This window comes from Flavobacterium sp. 9R (genome assembly GCF_902506345.1).
Taxonomy (GTDB): domain Bacteria; phylum Bacteroidota; class Bacteroidia; order Flavobacteriales; family Flavobacteriaceae; genus Flavobacterium.
In genome coordinates this window covers 1,624,573-1,647,680 of record NZ_LR733413.1, presented here as the reverse complement: position 1 = coordinate 1,647,680, position 23,108 = coordinate 1,624,573, and the positions used below count along the sequence as shown (strand labels likewise).

26 protein-coding genes are annotated in these 23,108 nt (G+C 34.2%); 12 read left to right on the top strand and 14 right to left on the bottom strand.

Annotated features, from left to right (window positions below):
* Positions 1–24 precede the first annotated feature (24 nt).
* Positions 25–201 (top strand): histone H1, encoded by a 177-nt coding sequence (locus tag FLAVO9AF_RS07240; RefSeq protein WP_159686403.1) that lies wholly within the window; start codon positions 25–27, stop codon positions 199–201.
* A 608-nt stretch (positions 202–809) separates the two neighbouring features.
* Here FLAVO9AF_RS07240 and FLAVO9AF_RS07235 read toward each other — a convergent pair.
* Both FLAVO9AF_RS07235 and FLAVO9AF_RS07230 read right to left on the bottom strand, forming a co-directional pair.
* The gene (locus FLAVO9AF_RS07235) at positions 810–1,127 is read right to left on the bottom strand and encodes a nuclear transport factor 2 family protein (protein WP_159686398.1); all 318 of its coding nucleotides are present in this window, start codon (positions 1,125–1,127) and stop codon (positions 810–812) included.
* An 18-nt stretch (positions 1,128–1,145) separates the two neighbouring features.
* Positions 1,146–1,940 carry an SDR family oxidoreductase gene (locus tag FLAVO9AF_RS07230; protein WP_159686395.1) on the bottom strand — a complete coding sequence of 265 codons (795 nt, stop codon included), beginning with the start codon at positions 1,938–1,940 and terminating at the stop codon, positions 1,146–1,148.
* 124 nt (positions 1,941–2,064) lie between these two features.
* Between FLAVO9AF_RS07230 and FLAVO9AF_RS07225 the strand changes: the two genes are divergently transcribed.
* Complete coding sequence (locus tag FLAVO9AF_RS07225; RefSeq protein ID WP_159686390.1) at positions 2,065–2,424, top strand: helix-turn-helix domain-containing protein; 360 nt, start codon at positions 2,065–2,067, stop codon at positions 2,422–2,424.
* Between the two features lie 41 nt (positions 2,425–2,465).
* Here the strand turns inward: FLAVO9AF_RS07225 and FLAVO9AF_RS07220 are convergent, their stop codons facing one another.
* From FLAVO9AF_RS07220 to FLAVO9AF_RS07190, 7 genes are all read right to left on the bottom strand, one after another.
* The gene (locus tag FLAVO9AF_RS07220; RefSeq protein WP_159686387.1) at positions 2,466–2,903 is read right to left on the bottom strand and encodes a Rid family detoxifying hydrolase; all 438 of its coding nucleotides are present in this window, start codon (positions 2,901–2,903) and stop codon (positions 2,466–2,468) included.
* A 54-nt stretch (positions 2,904–2,957) separates the two neighbouring features.
* Positions 2,958–3,866 (bottom strand): alpha/beta fold hydrolase, encoded by a 909-nt coding sequence (locus tag FLAVO9AF_RS07215; RefSeq protein ID WP_159686383.1) that lies wholly within the window; start codon positions 3,864–3,866, stop codon positions 2,958–2,960.
* A 107-nt stretch (positions 3,867–3,973) separates the two neighbouring features.
* Positions 3,974–4,795: an alpha/beta fold hydrolase gene (locus FLAVO9AF_RS07210; RefSeq protein WP_159686379.1), complete on the bottom strand. Its 822-nt coding sequence runs from the start codon at positions 4,793–4,795 to the stop codon at positions 3,974–3,976.
* A 19-nt stretch (positions 4,796–4,814) separates the two neighbouring features.
* Positions 4,815–5,009, bottom strand: coding sequence for a hypothetical protein (locus tag FLAVO9AF_RS07205; protein ID WP_159686375.1), 195 nt, complete (start codon positions 5,007–5,009; stop codon positions 4,815–4,817).
* A gap of 93 nt (positions 5,010–5,102) precedes the next feature.
* Positions 5,103–5,678 carry a Crp/Fnr family transcriptional regulator gene (locus tag FLAVO9AF_RS07200; RefSeq protein ID WP_159686371.1) on the bottom strand — a complete coding sequence of 192 codons (576 nt, stop codon included), beginning with the start codon at positions 5,676–5,678 and terminating at the stop codon, positions 5,103–5,105.
* Positions 5,679–5,781: 103 nt separating this feature from the next.
* Complete coding sequence (locus FLAVO9AF_RS07195; protein WP_159686368.1) at positions 5,782–6,606, bottom strand: helix-turn-helix domain-containing protein; 825 nt, start codon at positions 6,604–6,606, stop codon at positions 5,782–5,784.
* A 485-nt stretch (positions 6,607–7,091) separates the two neighbouring features.
* On the bottom strand, positions 7,092–8,111 hold the full coding sequence (locus tag FLAVO9AF_RS07190) for a hypothetical protein (protein WP_159686365.1): 1,020 nt from the start codon (positions 8,109–8,111) through the stop codon (positions 7,092–7,094).
* 199 nt (positions 8,112–8,310) lie between these two features.
* Between FLAVO9AF_RS07190 and FLAVO9AF_RS07185 the strand changes: the two genes are divergently transcribed.
* The 10 genes from FLAVO9AF_RS07185 to aspA all read left to right on the top strand — a co-directional run bounded on the left by FLAVO9AF_RS07185 (position 8,311) and on the right by aspA (position 18,059).
* Positions 8,311–8,826, top strand: coding sequence for an RNA polymerase sigma factor (locus FLAVO9AF_RS07185; protein WP_159686362.1), 516 nt, complete (start codon positions 8,311–8,313; stop codon positions 8,824–8,826).
* A gap of 49 nt (positions 8,827–8,875) precedes the next feature.
* A complete protein-coding gene (locus FLAVO9AF_RS07180) occupies positions 8,876–9,775 on the top strand; it encodes a FecR family protein (RefSeq protein WP_159686359.1) in 900 nt (299 codons plus the stop codon).
* Between the two features lie 84 nt (positions 9,776–9,859).
* Positions 9,860–12,307 carry a TonB-dependent receptor plug domain-containing protein gene (locus FLAVO9AF_RS07175; protein WP_236552291.1) on the top strand — a complete coding sequence of 816 codons (2,448 nt, stop codon included), beginning with the start codon at positions 9,860–9,862 and terminating at the stop codon, positions 12,305–12,307.
* Positions 12,308–12,437: 130 nt separating this feature from the next.
* Positions 12,438–12,833, top strand: a complete 396-nt coding sequence (locus tag FLAVO9AF_RS07170; RefSeq protein ID WP_159686353.1) for a hypothetical protein — start codon at positions 12,438–12,440, stop codon at positions 12,831–12,833.
* 17 nt (positions 12,834–12,850) lie between these two features.
* Complete coding sequence (locus tag FLAVO9AF_RS07165) at positions 12,851–13,693, top strand: DUF5777 family beta-barrel protein (RefSeq protein ID WP_159686350.1); 843 nt, start codon at positions 12,851–12,853, stop codon at positions 13,691–13,693.
* 23 nt (positions 13,694–13,716) lie between these two features.
* Positions 13,717–14,088: a cytochrome c gene (locus FLAVO9AF_RS07160; protein ID WP_159686347.1), complete on the top strand. Its 372-nt coding sequence runs from the start codon at positions 13,717–13,719 to the stop codon at positions 14,086–14,088.
* A gap of 139 nt (positions 14,089–14,227) precedes the next feature.
* Positions 14,228–14,782, top strand: a complete 555-nt coding sequence (locus FLAVO9AF_RS07155; protein WP_159686344.1) for a YceI family protein — start codon at positions 14,228–14,230, stop codon at positions 14,780–14,782.
* A gap of 119 nt (positions 14,783–14,901) precedes the next feature.
* Entirely contained in the window at positions 14,902–15,336 is a 435-nt protein-coding gene (locus FLAVO9AF_RS07150; protein ID WP_159686341.1) for a hypothetical protein, read from the top strand.
* A 395-nt stretch (positions 15,337–15,731) separates the two neighbouring features.
* Positions 15,732–16,499, top strand: a complete 768-nt coding sequence (locus tag FLAVO9AF_RS07145) for a DUF2490 domain-containing protein (protein ID WP_159686338.1) — start codon at positions 15,732–15,734, stop codon at positions 16,497–16,499.
* A 150-nt stretch (positions 16,500–16,649) separates the two neighbouring features.
* The gene (aspA, locus tag FLAVO9AF_RS07140; RefSeq protein ID WP_159686335.1) at positions 16,650–18,059 is read left to right on the top strand and encodes an aspartate ammonia-lyase; all 1,410 of its coding nucleotides are present in this window, start codon (positions 16,650–16,652) and stop codon (positions 18,057–18,059) included.
* A gap of 220 nt (positions 18,060–18,279) precedes the next feature.
* Here the strand turns inward: aspA and FLAVO9AF_RS15770 are convergent, their stop codons facing one another.
* The 5 genes from FLAVO9AF_RS15770 to thrS all read right to left on the bottom strand — a co-directional run bounded on the left by FLAVO9AF_RS15770 (position 18,280) and on the right by thrS (position 22,300).
* A complete protein-coding gene (locus FLAVO9AF_RS15770; protein ID WP_159690938.1) occupies positions 18,280–18,498 on the bottom strand; it encodes a RepB family protein in 219 nt (72 codons plus the stop codon).
* Between the two features lie 445 nt (positions 18,499–18,943).
* Entirely contained in the window at positions 18,944–19,288 is a 345-nt protein-coding gene (gene rplT / locus FLAVO9AF_RS07130; RefSeq protein WP_035623056.1) for a 50S ribosomal protein L20, read from the bottom strand.
* A 146-nt stretch (positions 19,289–19,434) separates the two neighbouring features.
* On the bottom strand, positions 19,435–19,632 hold the full coding sequence (gene rpmI / locus FLAVO9AF_RS07125) for a 50S ribosomal protein L35 (RefSeq protein ID WP_024982756.1): 198 nt from the start codon (positions 19,630–19,632) through the stop codon (positions 19,435–19,437).
* A 147-nt stretch (positions 19,633–19,779) separates the two neighbouring features.
* Positions 19,780–20,337, bottom strand: coding sequence for a translation initiation factor IF-3 (gene infC, locus FLAVO9AF_RS07120; RefSeq protein ID WP_370516465.1), 558 nt, complete (start codon positions 20,335–20,337; stop codon positions 19,780–19,782).
* A gap of 16 nt (positions 20,338–20,353) precedes the next feature.
* Positions 20,354–22,300 (bottom strand): threonine--tRNA ligase, encoded by a 1,947-nt coding sequence (gene thrS, locus FLAVO9AF_RS07115; RefSeq protein ID WP_159686332.1) that lies wholly within the window; start codon positions 22,298–22,300, stop codon positions 20,354–20,356.
* Positions 22,301–23,108 lie beyond the last annotated feature (808 nt).

Here is a 23,108-nt window from a genome sequence, read left to right as displayed (position 1 = left end):
AAAATTTAAAACAATAATTGTATTATGAAAGATTTAGTAGCAAGAATTAACGCTGAAATGGAAAACTTTAAAACAGAATCAGAAGCACTTGTTGAAAAAGGAGTAAAAGCAGCTGGAGCTAGAGCTCGCAAATCAAGCTTAGAAATAGAAAAACTATTAAAAGAATTCAGAAAAGTTTCTATCGAAGAATCTAAGAAATAATTGCTTTTAAAGGAATTTAAAAAATGGGGTTTTTAAACCCCATTTTTTTTTACTCAAGTTTTTTTGGGTAGTTTCTTTTACAGCTATTTTTGTTTGATGATAGCCCCAGCTCTGCAAAGTGTCCTAATTTAGAGATAAATGTGTTTTGTGTGCTGCGCGAATGTCTCCTGACTTCGCGCAATTTTAAAATGTATGGTGATCCGAAAAAGTGTCAAAAGTCCCAGCCCAGCTCTGCAAAGTGTTCTAATTTAGAGATAAATGTGTTTTGTGTGCTGCGCGAATGTCTCCTGACTTCGCGCAATTTTAAAATGTATGGTAACCCGCAAAAGTTTAAAAAGTCTCCTGACTTTTAATCCTGAGACTTCTCGGTTAAGTTTGGAATTTTAATTTTTGAAATTTTTCCCTTATTACTTCAATTCAAACGCCATCCAAATAGGAGCATTATCCGATATTTTTCGGTACTTATCTCATCCTTGTTTGTGATTATTTTTATAAATTGTAAAAAATATACCTCTTAAATGAAAACACAACTCCTAGTGTAAACAGTCCGCCACACGAGAGTTGAGGTGTCTTTTAACTGCTATCTAATTTTCATTGTATATTATTTATTACACAATTTTGAGTGATTGAATCTTATGGTCAATGATTTCAAATTGATAAGTTAACACTAATGGACTTCCAGGAAAAGAACCTGAAATTTCAGCTTGTAAGGTTTGATCTGTACCCAAATAGACAAGAGGTTTCATCACCACTTGATAATCCTTATTGGCTTTTTCAATCCATTGTTTTATCTCTTTTTGTCCTTTATGTATTTTTCCTTCGTCAAATACCATAGCAGTTGCTGTAAAGCAGTTGGCATATGCAGTACTGTTAAAATTATCTTGTGCTTTTATAAGGTCCACAATTACGTTAGGTAAATTTTTCATATCGTTTTTTTTTGATTTTTATATGGTCGGTAGTGTTCCGCCATCAATTATAAACTCGGTTCCTGTCAAATAGTTGGCTCTAGGCGAAACTAAAAAGCCAATAAGTTCTGCTACTTCTTCCGGTTGTGCGGGGCGACCTATTGGAATGCCCCCTAAAGCATCCATAACACTTTTTGTAGCTTCTTCAATAGTTGTATTGGAACTTTCTGCAATGCGTTCCATCATAGCCTTTGAAGCTGAAGTGTTAATCCAACCAGGAGAAACGGTCAACACTCGAACACCTTTGGGGGCAACCTCGTTGGATAAGCCTTTGCTGTAATTAATTAAACCTGCTTTTGCTGCCGCATAAGGTAAAGTTGAATCATATAAAGGCAATTTCCCCTGAATAGAAGCTATGTGAACAATAACGCCACTTTTTTGTTCAACCATTTGTGGTAGAAAACCACGATCTAGCCGAACAGGTGCGAGCAAATTATTCTCAAGTGAATGTAACCAATCTTTATCATTTAAAACAGAATATCCACCACTTTTGGTTTCCGAACCTCCTAAATTATTTACTAAAATATCCAGTTTGCCAAATTGTTCTAAAACCTCATTCACTACTTTTTCGGTTCCTGATGCTTTTGTTAAATCGGCAGCAATAAAATGTTGCTTTGCATTAGGTTGCTCTGGCGGATTTCTTGCCGTGATGATTACTGTTGCGCCTGCAGCTTCGAGTCTTTCTGCTATGGCTTTTCCAGTTCCTTTTGTTCCACCTGTTACTAAGGCGATTTTCCCTGATAGTTCGTTGTTGAAATTAAATGTATTTTCCATTGTTCATTTTTTTTGTACAAAATTGAGTTATATATGAATATCAGTCAATTACGGAAATACGATTCGCATAGGGATAAATTTTTCCCCTATTGTAGCATTTAGAACATTGATGTAGTTTTGTAGTATGTATGAAAGAAAAACTATACCAAATTTAAACTGTGGTTTAGATCTAATAGGAGAAGTACTGTATGGTAAATGGAAAATGCGTTTGCTGTGGTTTATAAATGAAGGGTACCAACGACCAAGTGAATTACAGCGTAAAATTCCTGATGCTTCCAGAAGAGTGTTAAATATTCAGTTGAAAGAATTGGAGGAGCATGAACTGGTTTCAAAAATTATTTATCCAGTGGTTCCCCCAAAAGTTGAATATTCCTTAACTGAATTTGGAAAGACATTACTTCCAGTAATTTCCACCATAGGAAATTGGGGTGATGAACATGAAGAGCGATTGCGAACGCTGATTATGAAAAAGTGGAAAGATTAGCTAAGCGCAACTTTCTGAGGAGTATTTTGCCTTGGAAGTCCTTATTTTTTAACCGCTATGCACTCTATTTCAATAACAGCATTCTTTGGTAATGCAACAACAACAATAGTGCTTCGGGTAGGAAATTGACCTGAGAAATAAGTACTGTATATTTTGTTGACCGTTTCAAATTGATTGATATCAGTAAGGAAAATGGTTGTTTTGAGGATATGATTTACGTCTGAATCATTGCTTTTAAGAATCTCTTTTAAATTTTTGAAAATCTGATTGGTTTGTTCTTCTATTCCTTCTTTTAAAGTATTTGTGACCGGATCTATTCCAATTTGTCCTGAAACCAAAATCAAATCTTCATAGCGTTTTGCATAACTATAGGGGCCAATCGGTTTTGGCAAGTTTGTTGTGTTTTTGACAACCAATTTATTCGTACTGTTACAGGCAACAAGTACGAGGATACTAAAAATGGAGATAAGATATTTCATAAACGTTAGGAATAAAAAAGGCTGATTGTAAATCAGCCTTTTCAGTTTATATTTTTATTTTATAAAATTCAGTAATTCAGTATTGAACTTGTCTAATTCCTCAATAAATAGAGCGTGTCCGCTTTTTTCAAAAGGTACTAATTTTGAATTTTTAAGACCCTTGTTCATTTGTTCTGCTAACTCATAAGAGCATATTTTATCTAATTTACCGTGTAAGATAAGCGTTGGAATTGTAATTTTTGTCAAGTCTTCACGTAAATCACTATCACGTAAAGTTTTTAATCCCTCGGCCATGGCATAAGGAGAAGCTTGTGCCTGAATGGTTCCTAACCAAGCACCTTGTCCGGCTGAAACACTAGTTTCGTTTGCAGGGAAGATGGTTCCGAAATTAGCTAATAATTGAGGTCTGTTCGTATTGTTTAAACTAATCAAACCATTTACATCCTCTTTGGTCCAGAAACCATAGTTGAAATCGGCTCTTTTGGTCCAAATTGGTGCTGCTGCACCAAACAATGCCATTTTAGAAACGTGTGCTGCTTTATATTTTGCAACATAGTGAATCACCGTTGCACCACCCATAGAAAAGCCACCAATTGTTGCATTTTCTATTTTCAGTTGATCTAAAACTACTTTGATATCGTCTGCGAAAACATCATAATTGTATTTACCAGCAGGTTTGTCTGATAAACCAAAACCTCTTAAAGTAATACCAATTACTCTGTATCCTTTTTCTAGGAAATAAGCATATTGATATTCGTACATAGCATCGCTTAGTGGCCAGCCATGAATTAATACTAAGGGTTGACCCTCGCCTAAATCAGTAACGTGTAGTTTTACATTTTTTTCTACTTCTACATATTCTGCTCTACCAAAAGAAGCGGGTGTTCTTTTTTGTTGTGAAAACGATACATTGCTAGTTAGTAATGTTGTAAATAATCCAATGGTTAAAATTAAATTTTTCATGTTTTTAAATTTTTATTTGTTACTTATTATTTGAGGAAGCAAAGTTGAAGCGAAAAGAGCAAGTATTCAATGGACGCTTTCCCCTTTGCATTGCACTTTTTTCCTTGTTATTCGTTGATAAATTCTAAAATGTCTTTGTTGATGGTTGCGGCTTCTGTCGTTGGCATACCATGAGAGAAACCAGGATAGATGATTAACTTTCCGTTTTGTAACAATTCTGCAGCTTTTACAGCAGTGGTTTCATAAGGTACTATCTGGTCGTCATCACCATGCAATACCAAAATCGGAATGGTTATACTTTTTAAATCTTCAGTAAAATCAGTTTCAGAAAACACCTCGATACAATCGTATTGTGCTTTGATGCCACCCATCATTCCTTGTCTCCACCAATTGTCTTGAATACCTTTTTTGATTGTTACACCCTCTCGGTTATAGCCAAAGAAAGGGATAGTGATGTCTTGAAAAAATTGAGCTCTGTTGTGTAGTGTATTGTAACGAATATCATCGAACACAGATAAGGGAACGCCATTTGGATTGTTCTCATCGGCAATCATATAAGGAGTGATGGCACTAATCAAAACTACTTTCGATACGCGGTCTTTTCCATATTGTGCTGCATAACGAAGTGCTTCCCCGCCGCCTGTGGAATGTCCTACGTGGATTACGTTTTTCAAATCTAAAAATGCAACTAATTCAGCTACATCAGCAGCATAAGTATTCATATCATTTCCTTGGAATGTTTGGGTAGAACGACCATGGCCGCGTCTGTCGTGTGCAATTACTCTGTACCCTTTCTCTAAGAAAAACATCATTTGAGCATCCCAATCATCTGATGATAATGGCCAACCGTGGTGAAAAAAAATGGGTTGTCCTGCTCCTAAGTCTTTGAAATAAATCTCTGTTCCGTCTTTTACTGTAAACTTGTTCATAATTTTGATATTTAAAATGTTAGTAATAATTTGATGAGGCAAAGTTGCGGCAAATAGCAGCGTCACTCAATGGACGTTTTTCGCCTTGAATTGCACTTTTTGCACTAATTTTGTAAAAGGTTGTTTTTTGAATAGAAAAGAGAGAAAAAACAAGGACTATTTTGCAAATTATACTGTCATAAAAATTTGATTTTGCAAATAATACCATTGTCATTTTTGTTTGTTTTAACAAAAATGCAGCAATGATTTGATAGAAAACGATGATAAATAGCTACGTAAATTAAAAACTATATGCTTATAGCTTATTTTAAGAGCGTTTGTTTCGCACCCTACTTAATGTGTCTTTCGTAATTCCAATATAAGAGGCAATTACATGTTGAGGAAAACGCTTTATAAAATCTGGATATTCCAAAGTAAAATCAGTATAGCGGCGTTGAGAAGTATGGCTAATTGTAGAAGTTATTCTTTTTTGTGTGGCAATAGTATTTTGTTCGTCCATTTTCCGCATCATTTCCATAAGTGCTGGAAATTGTTGACTTACTTTCAATACATCTGCATGTGAAATAGTTAGTATTTCAGTATCTTCCCAGGCATCAATAGTGTAACGCGATGGTGTGAGCATTGCCCAACTTTCTCTGTCACCCATCCACCAATTTTCTATACCTAATTGCACAAAATGCTCAGTTCCTTTTTCGTCAATGTAATATTGTCGCATTGCACCTTTCAAAATAAATGCAAAATGTTTGCAGACTTGACCCTCTTGTAAGAAATATTGTTTTTTTCTTAGCTTTTTAAAAGTAAAATAACTTTTAATAATCTCGAAATCATTTTCTGATACTAAAGAGGAAGAGTATTTTCTGATATAGTTTAATAATAGTTCCATGAGAAGTAAAGTAAATGATTGAATATAAATAAAAAGTTGATGAAAGTCTGATATTTGTTGTGCTTTCTGAAAGGCCTTTTACTTTTTAATACATTATAAAGTTTTAAAATTGCTTCCTAAATGCCATTGGTGACAGACCGGTTTGTTTGGTAAAAAACCTCACAAAATAAGCATCGTCATCATAATTTAAGCTATAGGCGATTTCTTTTACGGTCATTTTGGTATGAACTAAAAGACGTTTGCTTTCTAATAGTATTCGGTCTTTGATGATATCGTTTGGAGTACTTTTACTAATTAATCCTATTTTTTTGCTGAGGTTTTTTGGAGTTACAAATAATAGTTCTGCATAATCAGCAACGGTATGATGTGTTTTGTAATTTTGTTCTACCAATTTGCTGAACTTTCTTAAAAACTGTACATCGGCATGTTGGGTATTCTCTGCTAATTGGTGTTGCTCTTTCCAAATTCGAGTTGACTTAAGAATGATCAGTTTTAATAAGATGCGAAGCATTTCTTCTGTGTTAGCATCTTCATGATTCATCTCCGTTTTGATTTCTTGAATAATGTTTTGGATATCTTTGGATTGATTCTCATTAAGATTAATAAAAGGAATTTCAAAAACATTATTGTAAAGAATCCCATCACAAGCCACTTCTTGATCGTGAATTTCGATGCAATAAAAATCTCTGTTGAAATGGATTAATATACCATTTATTGTTTCACATGGTTTTACAATTACTTTTGGATTAATAAACAAGAGAGCATCAGTTTTCATATTAAATTCTTGAAAATCTACTTGGATGATAGCATTTTTTGGAATCAAGAGAATTTTTATATGGTCTGCTATTGAAGTAAGTGTAGTTTCTTCCAAAGCTTTTTTGCTGAATTCGATATTTCCGAATTGTTTATATGAAAATTCTTTTAGCATAATTTAATAGTCAATTTTACAAGATGAAGTGTGCTTAATCAAATTCAAATTTACTGAAATATTGTAAAAGGATAAGATGAAACTATTTTCCCAATTATCTTCAGTACAACTATTGCTCTCAACTAAAAGATGAAAGATATTAGTAAATAAGGGTAGATTTTTTAATCGAATAATTACCTATGAATCAATTGAAAATAGCAATAAGACCTCAATAAATTGACTTTAAATTTTACATTTAAATACAACCAAATATAGTATTTAGGACCAACAAAGCATTTACATCTGTTACTTGAATTGGTGAATGATATTTAATCGCGGTATTACTGGATTAGTTTGAAAATATGGATTTTTTGATTTTGAATTTAATCCCTACCAACAAGAAAAGACAAGTTGTAGTTTTGTCAACTACTTTTTCTCTAAAAGTTTTATAGCTAAATGAATTTATAGTATTTTTTGCAAATCATTCAAAGAATCGTTGTTTGGATTTACTTTTTCTCAAAATAGAGATAAGTGGAGTTGATGCCTACATTTCGTAATCGTATTTGAGAATTATTGAACTCAAACAATGTCCAATTACTATCCAATTTACTTAGTAATGTTGAACTAAAATCCAATTGTAATGCCTTAACGCCACTATACATAGTTATGCTCCACTGACCCGTTTCAGAAACACCACCTTTTGTGGCGACAACTGTATAATCATTTTTAAAGACAAATGAATAACCGCTATACATAGAAGTAGTATCTGAAGTAATAAAAAAATACGGGATGCTCCAAGATCCTTTTGTTAGCACTTCTTCAAAATCAAGCGACACAATATTGTTCTCTGGACAATAATCAATAGCATATTTTATGGCATCTTCGAATTCTTGATTATTGGAAATCGTCCTTGGTTGATAATTATAATCCACTATCGAAATGGGATATTGTAAGGAGATATATTGACTAGCACTCAGATTTTTTATAAAATAAAAAAAAACCTGATCGCTAATAATAGTTGTAGAACTTGCGGACTGATTAGAACTGTTATAGGTATTTATCGTTATGGGATAATTGATGTTTAGACCATTGATTTTAGACAAAAGATCGGGGTAAAGATTCCAATAATCGATTAAAGAATTAAAATTGGTTTCATCAGGGATTAATTTTTCGATGTAATTATAATAAACCATCTTTACTGGAAAATCTATTTTTACAATATCGTCATCAGTAGTACTGGCATTAACATTATCAACTACTTTTTGATAATCAGCTATAGTATTCAATGTTATTTTTGCATTATTTACTGTAACAGTATAGGGAAATTGTATAGTGCAATAATTAGACTTGTCTATAATGTTATCGTGTACGGTTTTGACCATTGCTATTCTTTGCAAATAGGTAGTAAGAGGAGAAACAGGTGTAATGGTTCCCTGCAAATTATTGTCCTGCTCATCAATTTCGCTTTGGCAAGAAAGCAAGAAGAGTAGGGGGATAACTGCTAAATATTTTTGTAAAGAAAACATAAATAGTATTTTGGCAAAGGTAATGATTTTCAAGAAACTGTTTTTCAATAAATTCGCAGCTAAGATTTTTGTTGTCTTTTAAAATCACTAAGAATCAAAAACACCTACTAAGCTACGCTACTATAAAACAATCAGCTTTACTTTTACCCTACTTAAACTAAAAACAAATACTTTTGCAAAGCACCAACAGGAAATCTAAATGCCAAATACAAACCAATCAAACACTTGTGACGAAATAATCTTTTCCTCTTTTTTCAAAAGTCAAATAAAAGCACTTCGGAATTTTCTTTTTTACAAATTTGGCAACAAAGAACAGGCAGAAGATATCGCACAAGAGGCGTTTGTCAAACTTTGGCAAAACTGCGGTTCCGTACCGATTGAAAAGGCAAAGTCTTATATTTATACGATAGCAAACAATAGCAGTCTTAATGAAATTGCTCATCAAAAAGTGGTGTTGCGATATGAAAAAAACTTTACAGGTTTAGATAAAACAAATGAAAGTCCAGAATATCTTTTGGAGGAAAAACAATTTCAAACCAAACTGTTGAAAGCCATTGAAAATTTAAACGAAAAACAGCGCGTAGCTTTTTTGATGCACCGTATTGATGGAAAGAAATATAGCGAAATTGCATCAGCACTCAATATTAGCATTAAAGCTGTCGAAAAGCGTATTCATTTGGCTTTGCTAAGTTTACGCAAAGAAATTGATTTGTAAAAGTAGGGTAAATAGAGTTTTAGTTGTTTAAACATATAATAAAAGTACAATGAAAGAAAATCACTTACTAGCGAAATGGCTCAACGATGATTTGTCAGAGGATGAATTAGTAGCATTTGAAGCAAGTCCCGATTTTGAAAAATACCAAAAGATTAAGAACTATACTGCATATTTAGAAGTAGAGGATTGGGATGAAAATCCGATGCTTGCGAATATTCTAAAGCAGAAAAAAACGGTTACAAAAGTAGTTCCTTTATACAAAAAATGGTTCTTTCAAGCAGCGGCAATCCTTGTTTTGGCTCTTGGAATTACGTTCGCTATCCAAAATTTTGTACAACAAACACAAACGGCAAACTTTGGTGAAAAAAACACTTTTTTATTACCGGATAATTCCGAAGTGGTGCTGAATTCGGGTTCTGAAATACACTTTAAAAAATGGAATTGGGACAGCAACAGACATCTTGAACTAAACGGAGAAGCTTATTTCAAAGTAGCCAAAGGAAAACGTTTTGAAGTGCAGACCAACCTAGGGAAAGTATCGGTTTTAGGAACGCAATTCAACGTAAAAGCTAGAAAAAATAGGTTTGATGTTGTCTGTTACGAAGGACGTGTAAAAGTAAATTATGGGAACATTCAAGTGCTGTTAACGCAAGGACAAAGCATTATTTTTGAAAATGGTAAGCAAATAAATCGAGGAACAATTTCATCGAAGCCAGAATGGATGGATAATCAAATCGCTTTTTATAAGGAAAATATCAAATCCTTGCGAGACGAAGTTCGTAGACAGTACAATATCACGATTGAAGTAAACGCAAAAGATACCACGTCTCTATTTACGGGAAAACTGCCAACTAAAAATTTAGATGTTGCTTTACAAATCATTAGTACAACCTATAATTTAGAGATGAAAAAAGTCTCAAAGAATACAATAATTTTTGACGAAAAATAAATGTTGCACCCCAAATCATTTCATTTTTCCTTTTTTTTCTTTTTCCTTGTCCTACATCTTTTGGCTCAAGAGAAAGAAAAAAGTATGCCTTTTAAGGAAATTTTATTTGAGATTGAAAAACAACATAAAGTAAGCTTTAATTACACTGAAGACAATATTATAGGACTTTACCTAAATCCCCCTAAAAGATCACTTTCACTAAATCAAAAACTACAATATCTTGAGAGAAACACCAATTTGTCTTTTGAAAATATAGGAAATCAATTCATTAATATTTACAAAAAAGACAAGGAAGCCAGTATAATTTGTGGCTACGTTTTTTCGGCAGACAAAAAACCTATCGAGAACGCAAATATCAATTTAAACGATAAAATCCAGCTTACAACGGATGCTAATGGTTATTTTGAAGGTGAAAAATCTGAGAAAAACATACTCTGGATTAGTCATATCGGATACATAACAAAAAGAATTGTTACTACTAATTCAGGTCCCAAAAAGTGTTTGGAAATTCTACTATCTCCTGATATCACAGAACTGGAAGAGATTAAAACCAATGCTATTTTAGCTTCGGGAATCTCAAAAAGTAAGGACGGTTCATTTGAAATTAAACCCAAGAAATTTGGTATTTTGCCAGGACTTATCGAGCCAGATGCATTGCAAACAATGCAGCAAATTGCAGGTGTAAACAGTATCGACGAAAGCGTGTCAAGCATCAATGTGCGCGGTGGGACTCACGACCAAAATTTGTTTTTGTGGAATGGAATACGCATGTTTCAAACGGGACATTTTTTTGGTTTAATATCGGTTTTTAATCCCAATTTGGCTCATACCATTGCTATATACAAAAATGGAAGTTCTGCTTTTTATGGAGAAAGTGTTTCTAGTGTAGTAGCTATTTCTTCAACTCCTCAACTAGCGGAGAAGAATACTTTTAGCGCAGGAATCAATATGATTAATGCTGATATGTATGCAAAGTACAACCTTTCGAAAAAGAGTTATATCGAAATTGCTGCACGTAAATCGATTACTGATTTTATAGAAACTCCTACCTTTAAAGAATACTTCAATAAAATATTTCAAAATACGACAATCTCTGATTTTTCCAAAAATAAAAATATCAAGTACCAAAGCGATAAAGAATTTGATTTCTATGATGCAACACTTAAATATGCTCAAAAAATAGGAACCAAAGACCAAATAATACTGGATGTAATAACCATAAAAGACAATTTGAAAGTGTTGCAAAGTGCGGCTACAAACGACTTAAACAAATCAGAAAACAACGGGTTACAACAGCAAAATTTTGGGGGAAATTTATCTTGGAAAAGAGAATGGAATAGCTGGAATACCACTAAAATTAATGCTTACAACTCTTCCTATAAACTTTTGGCCAACCAGAAAGCTACTACTGGGAATCAAATCGTTATTCAGGAAAATACAGTGGAAAATAATGGAATAAATTTGGAAAATAACCATACCATTAGTGCTGATTTTAGTCTTAATAATGGTTATCAGTTCAACGAAATAGGGGTTACGAATTTGGAGCAGGTAACTAATCCAGATTTTTATCGTAAAACCAAGGAAGTGTTGAGAACACATACTTTGATTTTGGAAGGAATATATAATGACACCATTTCGAGAATATATGCTAAGGCGGGAACACGAATGAATTATATCGAAAAATTCAAGAAATTTATAGTAGAACCTCGATTACAGTTCAACTACGGCATTAGCAAAAGTCTGAATATAGAACTCCTGGCTGAGCTAAAAAGCCAGAATTCGCAACAAATGATTTATTTGCAAAAAGATTATTTCGGCATCGAAAAAAGACGTTGGGTTCTATCAGACAACAAGACAATTCCTATTCAAAGAAGCAAACAAGTATCGTTGAATTTATGTTATAAAAAGGATGATTGGTTGCTAGAAGTAGAGAATTTTTATAAAAAAGTTACTGGAATTACGACTTCAAGTCAAGGTTTTCAAAACCAATTAGAATTTATTAGAACTACAGGAGACTATGAAATTTTGGGAACAGAAATTCTGATTCAAAAAAAGATGAATCACTTCCTTACTTGGGTAAGTTATACATACAATGATAACAACTATGATTTCTCTAAGTACGAACACCCTATTTTTCCAAACAACTTTGAGTTGATGCATACCTTTTCGTGGGCAGGAATGTATGAGAAAAATAATTTCAAAATGGCACTCGGTACAAAATGGACTTCAGGTAGACCAAAAACCTCTCCAGCTAGTTCACAAATCGACCCTTCTAATCCCGTGATTAACTACAATAAACCCAACAATACCAATGTAAATGTTTTTTCACAAGTTAATCTTTCCGCTACTTACAAGTGGATGACTGTAAATGGAGTTCAATATAAATTAGGAATATCCATCTTAAACATCTTGAACAGAAAAAATGAGATTAACGAGTACTATAGAATTAGCTCTTTATCAAACGCTATAGAGGAAGTAGCAACTTTTTCACTTCGAAGAACACCAAACATAAGCTTTAGAGTTTCACTATAAAGCTTTCTTAACAAGGTTTTTACAAAGAGCCTTGTCCTTCTTTTTATTTTTTTTCTAAAAATAGCAATTATTTAGGTAGGGTAATCCTTGATCTAGCTGTTTTAGTATTGAATCATTTCCAATGAAAAATATGAAAAGGAAAAAAACAACAACTGTAATTGTGGCTTTACTACTATTGGCTTCTGCAGGTAGTTATTTTTATTATGGTTTTCTATTCAAAGAAGCACGCAATATAGAATCGGAAAAACCAACACTAAGCACATCTGCGACAAATTTGATGAATGCTTATAATTCAAATCAAGAAAAATCAGATGCACTGTATCTAAATAAAACTATTGAAGTAACTGGAAAAGTGACCAAAGAAACGGATTCTGTAGTGGTTCTCGACAACACTGTTTTTTGCCTTTTCATTCAAAAGAAAAGAAACAAACTTTTGAATAGTCACCTAAGCATTAAAGGCAAATGTATTGGTTATGACGAACTATTTCAAGAAGTCAAACTCGACCAATGTATCATTAATAAATAAAACAAATTAATCCATTTATGAAGAAAATTTTAATTTCCGCCTGTCTTTTTTTGGCTACTATAGCCTATTCACAGGACGATTTACTAAACAGTCTTGATACGAATCAAACCACTGAGAATTATAGTACCGCTACTTTTAAAGCACTGCAACTGGTAACTTTACAGACGACAAAAATGCCTGCCAAAAAAGAATTTTATTTTGTGGTATCTCATCGTTTTGGTTCTGTTGAAGATGGTTTGGATAGTTTTTTTGGTCTAGATAATGCCACTACAAAACTTGGAGGTATTTATGGAATTACCGATTGGCTATCCGTGAATCTTTCTCGACATACGTTAAACAAAATGTATGAAACGGGAGTAAAGTACCGAATAGCGAGACAAGGAAATGATTTCCCACTAGACATTGTAGGGTACTCCGTTGCAGATATCAATACGTTTTTAGAAAAAAAACAATATCCTGGCTTAGAATTTAAGCATCGCATAGCTTATGTTCAGCAGCTATTGATATCTAGAAAAGTGAATGAAAAACTGTCATTAGAATTGGTTCCATCATTTATACACAAAAATCTTTACAATCCCGACATAGAAAGAGACAATCAGTTTTCTTTTGGAGGAGGTGGACGCTATAAAATCACCAAGAGATTATCTGTCAATCTAGAATACATGCACAATTTTGACAAGCCTAAATTTTATACAAACCCATTATCAGTAGGGCTTGATGTAGAAACAGGAGGACATGTTTTCCAACTCATATTTACCAATTCTCAAGCCATGAGCGAAAGCGGGTATCTGACCAATGCATCTGGCGAATGGGGTAAAGGAAATTTCTTTTTCGGATTTAACTTATACAGAGTATTCTAATTAACCATAAAACAATAAATGCTATGAAAAAAACAATTGCACTTACGATTTTACTAACTGGATTATGGAGCTGTAGTTCTGACACTACTGACACTATTGAACCAAAACCAGATGTAATAACACCACCAACAGCAACAATAATTACCTATAATGCCAATGTGAAGGCAATTGTAGATAACAATTGTATAAGCTGCCATTCAAGCGGAGGTTCTGCTTCATTTAGACCTTTAACTACATTTGCACAAGTAAAAGCAGCTGTAGAAAATACAAATTTATTAAGCCGCATACAATTGCAAAACGGACAATCAGGACTTATGCCACAAGGAGGAAGAATGTCTCAAGCAAATATTGATGCAATCGTAAAGTGGAATACAGATGGGCTTAAAGAGAATTAATTAATTTGAAATGAGTGGATCTGTGAATTAATTGGAGTAGAAAATCATCAAAAACCAAGATTAAACAGAAAGCGATGAGCTAAACGCCAACAATACTAAGCGGATTTCATAAAACCATACAACCAATATAGCTAAACATATGAAAAAATCGTTTGTTAATTCCTTTTTAGTACTATTGATTATCCTTGTAAATACCACTGGATTTTCTCAAAAACTAATAACAAAAACTGGGAGTGTAAAATTTCAAGCTTCTGTGCCTTCCTATGAAGAAGTTGCAGCAGAGAACAAAAGTGTATCCGCAGTTTTAGAGCAATCAACGGGTGATTTTGCCGCTTTAGTTCTCATAAAAGGCTTTCGTTTTAAAGTAGCTTTAATGGAAGAACATTTCAATGAAAACTATATGGAATCCGAAAAATTTTCAAAAGCAACTCTAAAAGGAAAAATTGAAGATTTTGATATTGCAACAATAACGTCTTCTCCTAAAACTTTTACTTTAAAAGGAGATTTAACCATACATGGTAAAACCAAAACAGTATCAGTAATCATAAAAGTTGCAAAAGTTGCAAACGGAGTGAATGTAACTGGCACATTTGAAGTAAAACCTGAGGATTTTAATATTGATATCCCAAGTATGGTGAGTAAAAAGATTGCAGATAAAGTTAAAATTACTTACAATTTTGCATTGCTCAAATAGCCTTTTATATAGTTAAAGGATTAAAAGTAGCTATTTACTCATTGTGTAATTTGTACCCTCATTTGAGGTCAGTTTAAAAGTAGACTGACCTCTTTTTATTAACGCTAAATAGATTAAAGATGATTGGCAAAAATTATGTTGTTACCGGAGACGATGTAAATGATTTTATGATAATGGAAAATGAGGCATATATTTCATATACATTGCGATTGTTGTATATTTTTTTGTTTTATAATGGATTTTCAAAGGAAAAACTAAATGCCTTACATATTGGTTTTAAAGAAGGGAATCAGAGATTAATTTGTAATAAAGACCTAATGTTTACAGAACCATTTTATATTGAAATGAGTGATTGCTATATTGATAATAAAGTCATAATTAAAAGTCGATTTTTCAATCTAAAAAAAGAATGCTGTGCTGAAGTTACTAAAGAAGTAGAATGGTTTGATTATGCGCGAAGAGTGGTGATTCCTGCGCCTAGAAAAATTATTAAACATTTCAATCACATTGCCGTAGGGACAGGTCGTGACCTGTCCATTTGGAATCATATGTAAAAATACAATGTTGTACAGATTATCATCGAATGTTTTAAAAACAACCACCCAATGTAATTTAGCAAGTCGTATTATTCACGTAGGGACAGTTCATGACCTGTCCATTTGGAATCATATGTAAAAACACAATGTTGAATTGATAATCCTCTACGCTCCGTGGACTAATTAATTTTTGGCACGTGTGGTTAACGTCTCGGTTTTCCTGATGTTTTTGTTTTGTATCACGAGCGGTAAAAATGTAAAAGGCTATCATTTATAGTCAATAAATACCCAAAAAAAGAAAAAATAGACATTACTATTTGTGTCAAAATTGCCTAACTTTAGCAGAAGAAAGCAACAATAGGGACGCTAGTTCGCTAAATTTGAGTTTTTACCATCCATTTAATTTGCTTAAAATGTCACGAATCATAATATTTTTTCTAGTACTGAGTAGTTTTTTTAGCAACTACGCTCAAACCCAAACAGCCAAAGAAGTCAATCATCAAGCCCAAACTTGGGTGAGTCTCAATACCAATTACAAATTCAATGACCGCTGGGGAATGATGAATGATGTTCACATCCGCAGAACAGATTTTGCCGCCAAAGAAAATTTTTATTTCGCCAGAACCGGAATTACTTATGCTGCTTATCCTAATCTAACGCTAGCTTTAGGTTATGCTCATTTGTGGTTAGCACCAGCCAAACCAGAATGGAATAACTTTGCCGATGAGAATCGTATGTATCAGCAAGTTGTTTATACTTCTAAAATTGGAAAAGTCAGCGTGCTCCAGCGACTAAGAAATGAACAGCGATGGCAAGACAAAATGGCGAATGATGTGGCTGTCGATACCCGATTCACCAATAGAGTCCGCTATTTGTTGAGCTTTACAATTCCTGTTTTTAAGGACAAATCACTCCCATCATTGGTTGTGGCGGATGAACTATTGCTGCACTTCGGTAAAGAAGTAGTGTACAATACGCTAGACCAAAACCGAATTTTCCTAGGAATCCGACAAAACATAACCCCAAAACTCAGTTATGATTTTGGCTATATGTACGTTTTTCAACAAAAATATTCTGGCTATCAGTACGATGCCAACCACACACTTCGATTATTCTTCTATTACAACGGAGGTAAGACACCCGAAAAGAAAGCAGTAGAACATCAAGACGGCCAAGAGTAGATTTTTTATATTTCTTAATTTTGAACAGTAAAAAATAAAATTAACTTATTTTTTGTTTCTTTTGTTTTATATTTTATTTATTTTGTATTTTTAAAGAAAATTTATTTTTTAACAATACGCCCAAACACCACGTAAAAAAACAATAGTTTTATGAAAGCAACACGTAAAGAACACGATTTTTTAGGAGAACTTGAAATCCCAAACGAAGTATATTACGGAATCCAAACATTTAGAGCAATCGAAAATTTTAACATCACCGGAATTCCAATATCAAAAGAACCTTTGTTTATAAAAGCCTTAGGCTATGTAAAAAAAGCAGCGGCCATGGCTAATAAAGATTGCGGTGTTTTAGACGCCAAAATTGCCGAAGCCATTTGTTATGGTAGCGACCAATTGATTGCTGGGAAATTCGACCAAGAGTTTGTGAGTGATTTAATTCAAGGAGGAGCAGGAACGTCTGTAAATATGAATGCAAACGAAGTGATTGCTAATATCGGCTTAGAATACTTAGGACACAAAAAAGGGGAGTACCAATACTTGCACCCAAACAATCACGTAAATTGCTCTCAGTCCACAAACGATGCCTATCCTTCAGCCTTTCGAATTGCGTTGTACCTTAAAATGGAAAGCTTTTTAACCACTTTAGAGGAATTAGAAAAAGCATTTACAGCTAAAGGACGCGAGTTTAGTAAAGTCTTAAAAATGGGACGTACGCAGTTACAAGATGCTGTGCCTATGACTTTAGGACAAGAGTTTCACGCTTATGCAACAACAATAGGTGAGGACATCAAGCGCTTAAAAGAAGCACAAAGTCTAGTACTCGAAATCAATATGGGGGCAACTGCCATTGGTACCAAAGTGAATGCACCAGAGGGTTACCCAGAGATATGTGTCAACTATTTAGCCAAAGAAGTTGGTATCCCGCTAACATTATCTCCAGATTTGATTGAAGCTACTGTAGATACTGGAGCTTATGTACAAATAATGGGAACCTTGAAACGTACCGCAGTTAAGATTTCCAAAATTTGTAGCGATTTACGTTTGCTAAGTTCAGGTCCAAGAACCGGTTTCAACGAAATCAATTTGCCCGCTCGTCAGCCAGGATCGTCTATAATGCCAGGAAAAGTAAATCCTGTAATTCCAGAAGTAGTCAACCAAACTTGTTTCTACGTAATCGGACAAGATTTAACCGTGACTATGGCTGCCGAAGCGGGTCAATTACAGCTAAATGTAATGGAGCCCGTAATCGCTTTTGCGATGTTCACTTCCCTTGATTATTTGTCCAATGCTCTTCATACCCTAATAGACAAATGCATTGTGGGGATCACAGCCAACGAAGCGCATTGCTATGACCTAGTGATGAACAGCATCGGAATCGTGACGCAATTGAATCCGATTTTGGGTTACGAAGAAAGTGCCAGTATAGCTGGGGAGGCATTAAAATCAGGCAAAAGCGTCCATCAAATCGCGGTTGTCGAACGCCAATTAATAAGCCAAGAAAAATGGGATGAAATCTATTCCATAGACAATCTCATCAATCCTAGATTTATCAATTCCTAAAAGCAGTAGGAGCGGTAAAATGAGGTAATATCAGCAGGCATCGTCCCGCTCTCCGCTATATCTCCTGTTTTGTCTCGTTCTTTCGAACGAGACAAAACAGGAGGATGCCGCTGCGATCGGGGCTATAAGGAAAGAGGGTTTTTAATATGGAATCATTTAAAAGCTTGAACTCGATAAATAACACTAAGCTTTTCTAGATGTAATCAAGCTGTTATTTTTCCTATAAGGTCTCTTTTATGACCTTGGTTTTTTTGCATAAGACAGTTGGCAAATTGTATTTTGTTATTCCTTCCTGCAAGGTTTTTTTTAACCTTGTAGGAATAAAAACTTCGGGTATTTTTTTAAATAGCAGTAATGTACTACTTATTCCTGCAAGGTCTTTTTCCAGACCTTGTAGGTATTTAAATTTCCGATAAAAGTTTTTTAGTACAGACGTAATTTGTTAATCATCCCAGCAAGGTCTTTTTTTAAGTCTATAAAGTGAGTTAGTGAACTATTTGTTTACTTATTTCAATAGGAATAGACTTTAGTTCTATTCTATTTGTTTGTAAAATTTCAATAGGAATGGACTTTAGTCCCATTCTATATTGTTTGTGAATTTGAATAGGGATGGGCTTTAGCCCATTCTCTATTGTTTGTAAAATTTCAATAGGAATAGGCTTTAGTTCCATTCTGTTTGTTGATAAAACTTGAATAGGAATGGGCTTTAGCCCATTCTTTAAAATGAGTTTCGTATTCGGCTTTAGCCAAAATCTCCACTTTGATTTGAAACGGTAGTCGGTCAACAAAGGGTAGTCAATCCCAAAAAGACATAAAAAAAACCCGAGAGAATTTCTCGGGTTTTTCTATATAAGTAAGTAATCTAAATTGAGTTGATAAAACGTTTATTTTACTTTATTAAGTATTGCTTTGAAAGCTTCTGGGTGATTCATCGCTAAATCTGCAAGAACTTTACGGTTCAATTCGATTCCGTTAGCTTTTACTTTACCCATGAATTGTGAATAAGACATTCCTTCTAATCTAGCTCCAGCGTTGATACGTTGAATCCATAAAGCACGGAAATTTCTTTTGTTCACTTTTCTGTCACGGTATGCGTAGCACATTGCTTTTTCTACCGCGTTCTTAGCAACTGTCCAAACGTTTTTACGTCTTCCAAAGAAACCTTTGGCTTGCTTCATTATTTTTTTTCTTCTTGCTCTTTTAGCAACTGAATTTACCGATCTTGGCATAATTTTACTGTTTTTTTGTAGCAGGCGTCCTGAATTAAATCAAAGGAACTTATGGCCATACTCCAAGGTTATTAAATGTTTTTTAACCTAAAGAATTCTTTAAAGTAATAGTCTTAATACTCGATTCTCAAGACCTAATGCTTTTATTAGATGATTCTTAATTGTTGTTTGATGCTTTTCATATCTGTTGTGTGAACTAGCGCTGAGTGAGTCAAAGCTAATTTACGTTTTTTAGATTTTTTAGTCAAGATGTGACTTTTAAAAGCATGCTTTCTTTTAATCTTTCCAGAACCAGTAACTTTGAAACGTTTTTTGGCGCTAGATTTGGTTTTCATTTTAGGCATTTTTTCCTAGATTTTTAATTTATTCTTACTTACTTATTTTTGACTTTCAAGCTCCACCGAACGGGGGAACGAGAAATGATATTATACTCACCCTATGAATCTTGTTAGAGTTTCTTCTTCCCTCTTTTGGAGTGGCTGGGGGAGGCTTTACTTCTTTTTCTTTGGTGCAATAAACATAATCATACGTTTACCCTCAAGTACAGGCATAGCTTCTACTTTTCCATGCTCTTCAAGATCCGTTGCTAAACGTAACAGCAAAATTTGACCTTGATCTTTATAGATAATAGAACGTCCTTTAAAGAATACAAACGCTTTCAATTTAGCACCTTCTTTTAGGAATTTCTCTGCATTTTTTCTTTTAAACTCGTAATCGTGCTCATCTGTTTGAGGACCAAAACGAATTTCTTTTACCACCACTTGCGAAGATTTGGCTTTAAGGACTTTGTCACGTTTCTTTTGTTCGTAGACAAATTTCTTATAATCCATAATTTTACAAACCGGAGGCTCTGCATTTGGAGAAATTTCAACTAGATCCAATTCAAATTCATCCGCAAGACGTAATGCTTCGGCTAATTTAAAAACACCAGGTTCTATGTTTTCACCTACAAGTCTTACTTCTTGTATCCCACGAATGTTGTTGTTGATTCTGTGGGCATCCTTTTTTTCTACGCGAGGTTGATAACCTCTGTTGCTTCTTATTGCTATGACTTTATAATTTAAGTTAAACTGTAAATACTTTCAATGTTTTGCTAATTTCTTCTTCAACAATAGCGGCAAATTCATCTATCGTTACGCTTATATTTCCTTTGCCTTCTTGACCGTGACGGCGGATTGAAATCGTGCCGTTTTTCTCTTCTTCCTCACCTACGATTAACATAAATGGGGTTTTCTGCATTTCGGCATCTCTGATTTTCTTTCCAATAGTCTCGTTTCTATTGTCAATTAGGGCGCGAATTTCGTGATTTTCTAGCAGATTTAAAACTTTTTTAGCATAATTTTCATATTTCTCACTCAAACACAAGATTATAGCTTGTTCTGGCATCAACCATAGAGGGAAATTTCCTGCAGTGTGTTCAAGCAAAATCGCAATAAATCGTTCCATTGATCCGAAGGGTGCTCTGTGGATCATCACAGGTCTATGTAATTCGTTGTCAGAGCCTTTGTAGGTCAATTCGAAACGTTCTGGTAAGTTGTAATCTACCTGAATAGTTCCCAATTGCCATTGTCTACCCAAAGCATCTTTTACCATAAAATCCAATTTTGGACCATAAAAAGCAGCTTCACCATATTCAACAACAGTGTTTAGTCCTTTGTCTTTGGCAGCATTGATAATGGCATTTTCTGCTTTTTCCCAGTTTTCATCACTACCAATGTATTTCTCTCTGTTTTCTTTATCTTGCAAAGACACTTGAGCGGTAAAGTTTTCAAAGCCCAAAGACCCAAAAACATAAAGTACCAAGTCAATTACTTTCTTGAACTCTTCATCTAGTTGTTCTGGAGTACAAAAAATATGAGCATCGTCCTGAGTAAATCCTCGAACACGAGTCAACCCGTGCAGCTCTCCACTTTGTTCGTAACGGTAAACTGTTCCAAATTCAGCATAGCGTTTAGGTAGGTCTTTATAAGACCATGGACGTACATTGTATATCTCACAGTGATGAGGACAGTTCATTGGTTTTAGCAAGAACTCTTCTCCTTCTGCAGGGGTGTTGATGGGTTGGAAACTGTCAGCACCATATTTGGCATAATGTCCAGAAGTTACATACAATTCTTTTTGTCCAATGTGTGGAGTTACAACTTGCTCGTAACCTGCTTTCTTTTGGGCTTTTTTCAAAAATTGCTCCAAACGATCTCTTAATGCGGCACCTTTTGGTAACCACAATGGCAAACCTTGCCCTACTTTTTGTGAAAAAGCGAACAACTCCAATTCCTTACCAAGTTTTCGGTGGTCACGGCGTTTGGCTTCTTCTAATAATTCTAGGTATTCTGTTAGGTCTTTTTGTTTAGGGAAAGACGTACCATATACTCTTGTTAATTGCTTATTCTTTTCATCACCTCTCCAGTAAGCACCTGCAACACTCATTATTTTTACTGCTTTTATGATGCCTGTGTTAGGAATATGACCTCCTCTACACAAATCTGTAAAAGTTGCGTGATCGCAAAAAGTAATAGTTCCGTCTTCTAGATTGCTTATTAACTCTGTTTTGTAGACATTGTTTTTATAGGTTTCTAATGCTTGAGCTTTAGTAACAGCACGCATTTTGAATTCGTGTTTCTCTTTTGAGATTTCCAAAATTCGACTTTCGATAGCTTTGAAGTCGGCTTCAGTTATCTTTTGTTCACCAAAATCAACATCGTAATAAAAACCATTGGCAATTGCAGGACCAAGAGTCAATTGAATCCCTGGAAACATTTCTTCTAGCACCTGCGCCATTACGTGTGAGGTTGAGTGCCAAAATGCTTTTTTACCTTCGGCGTCATTCCATGTGTATAATATCAGACTACCGTCAGTGGTCAAGGGCGTGCTGGTTTCAATAGTGGTGCCTTCAAAAGATGCCGAAATGACATTTCTTGCAAATCCCTCACTAATGTTTTTGGCAACCTCCATCGGAGTTGTTCCCGGCGCAAACGCTCTAATCGACCCATCGGGCAAAGTAATACTAATCATTTTTATATATTTTAGGAATGCAAATATAAACGTTTACCAAAACACCTTCAATATATAGTTGTGTTTTTTTTAGGAGCTATTTCCGGCTGTCCGTTCTATCTCTTGGGTCGAACCCCGCCCCAAGAGGATGCCACTCCCATCCGGGCTAGGGTAGTTGTGGTTAAAAAGCTATTTCCGTGTTTCTCGTTTTTTAGTCTATTGTTATTTATTACTCATTATATATAATGTATAGATAGAGTATATATAATGTATAGATAAAGTATGGATAGTGTATGGATAGTGTATGGATAGAGTATGAGTAGAGTATGAGTAGAGTATGAAGACACTATATATATAGTATGTATACAATAATGAATTAATAAGTATTACTATATATAATTAGTGATTGGCTTTTGAATGTCTTCAATACGTCCTGTAAATAGGGTAAGAACGGGGTGTAATATGAGTAAATTGGGTTTTAAGAGTAGAGTGTCTGTGGTAAGTCATTTTTTTTACGATGCTAATGTTTGTGTTAAATAATGATTATCAATGTTTTATTAATGCATTAAAAAATAAATCAAAAAAAGCTTTAAAAAAGGCTTGTTTAAACGAAAAAAGGTGCTACTTTTGCACCCGCAACAACGCAGACGTTCTTTTATATACTGGCAAGTTATTGAGATATTCGGGATTAGATTTCTGAAAAAAAAATATCAAAAAAAGCTTGTGAGAAATAAAAATGTTACTTACCTTTGCACCCCGCAAAATACGGAAAGTTCCTTGAGAGATTGATAAGAGAATGAGATTTAAAATGAGATAAAAAGTTTCAAAA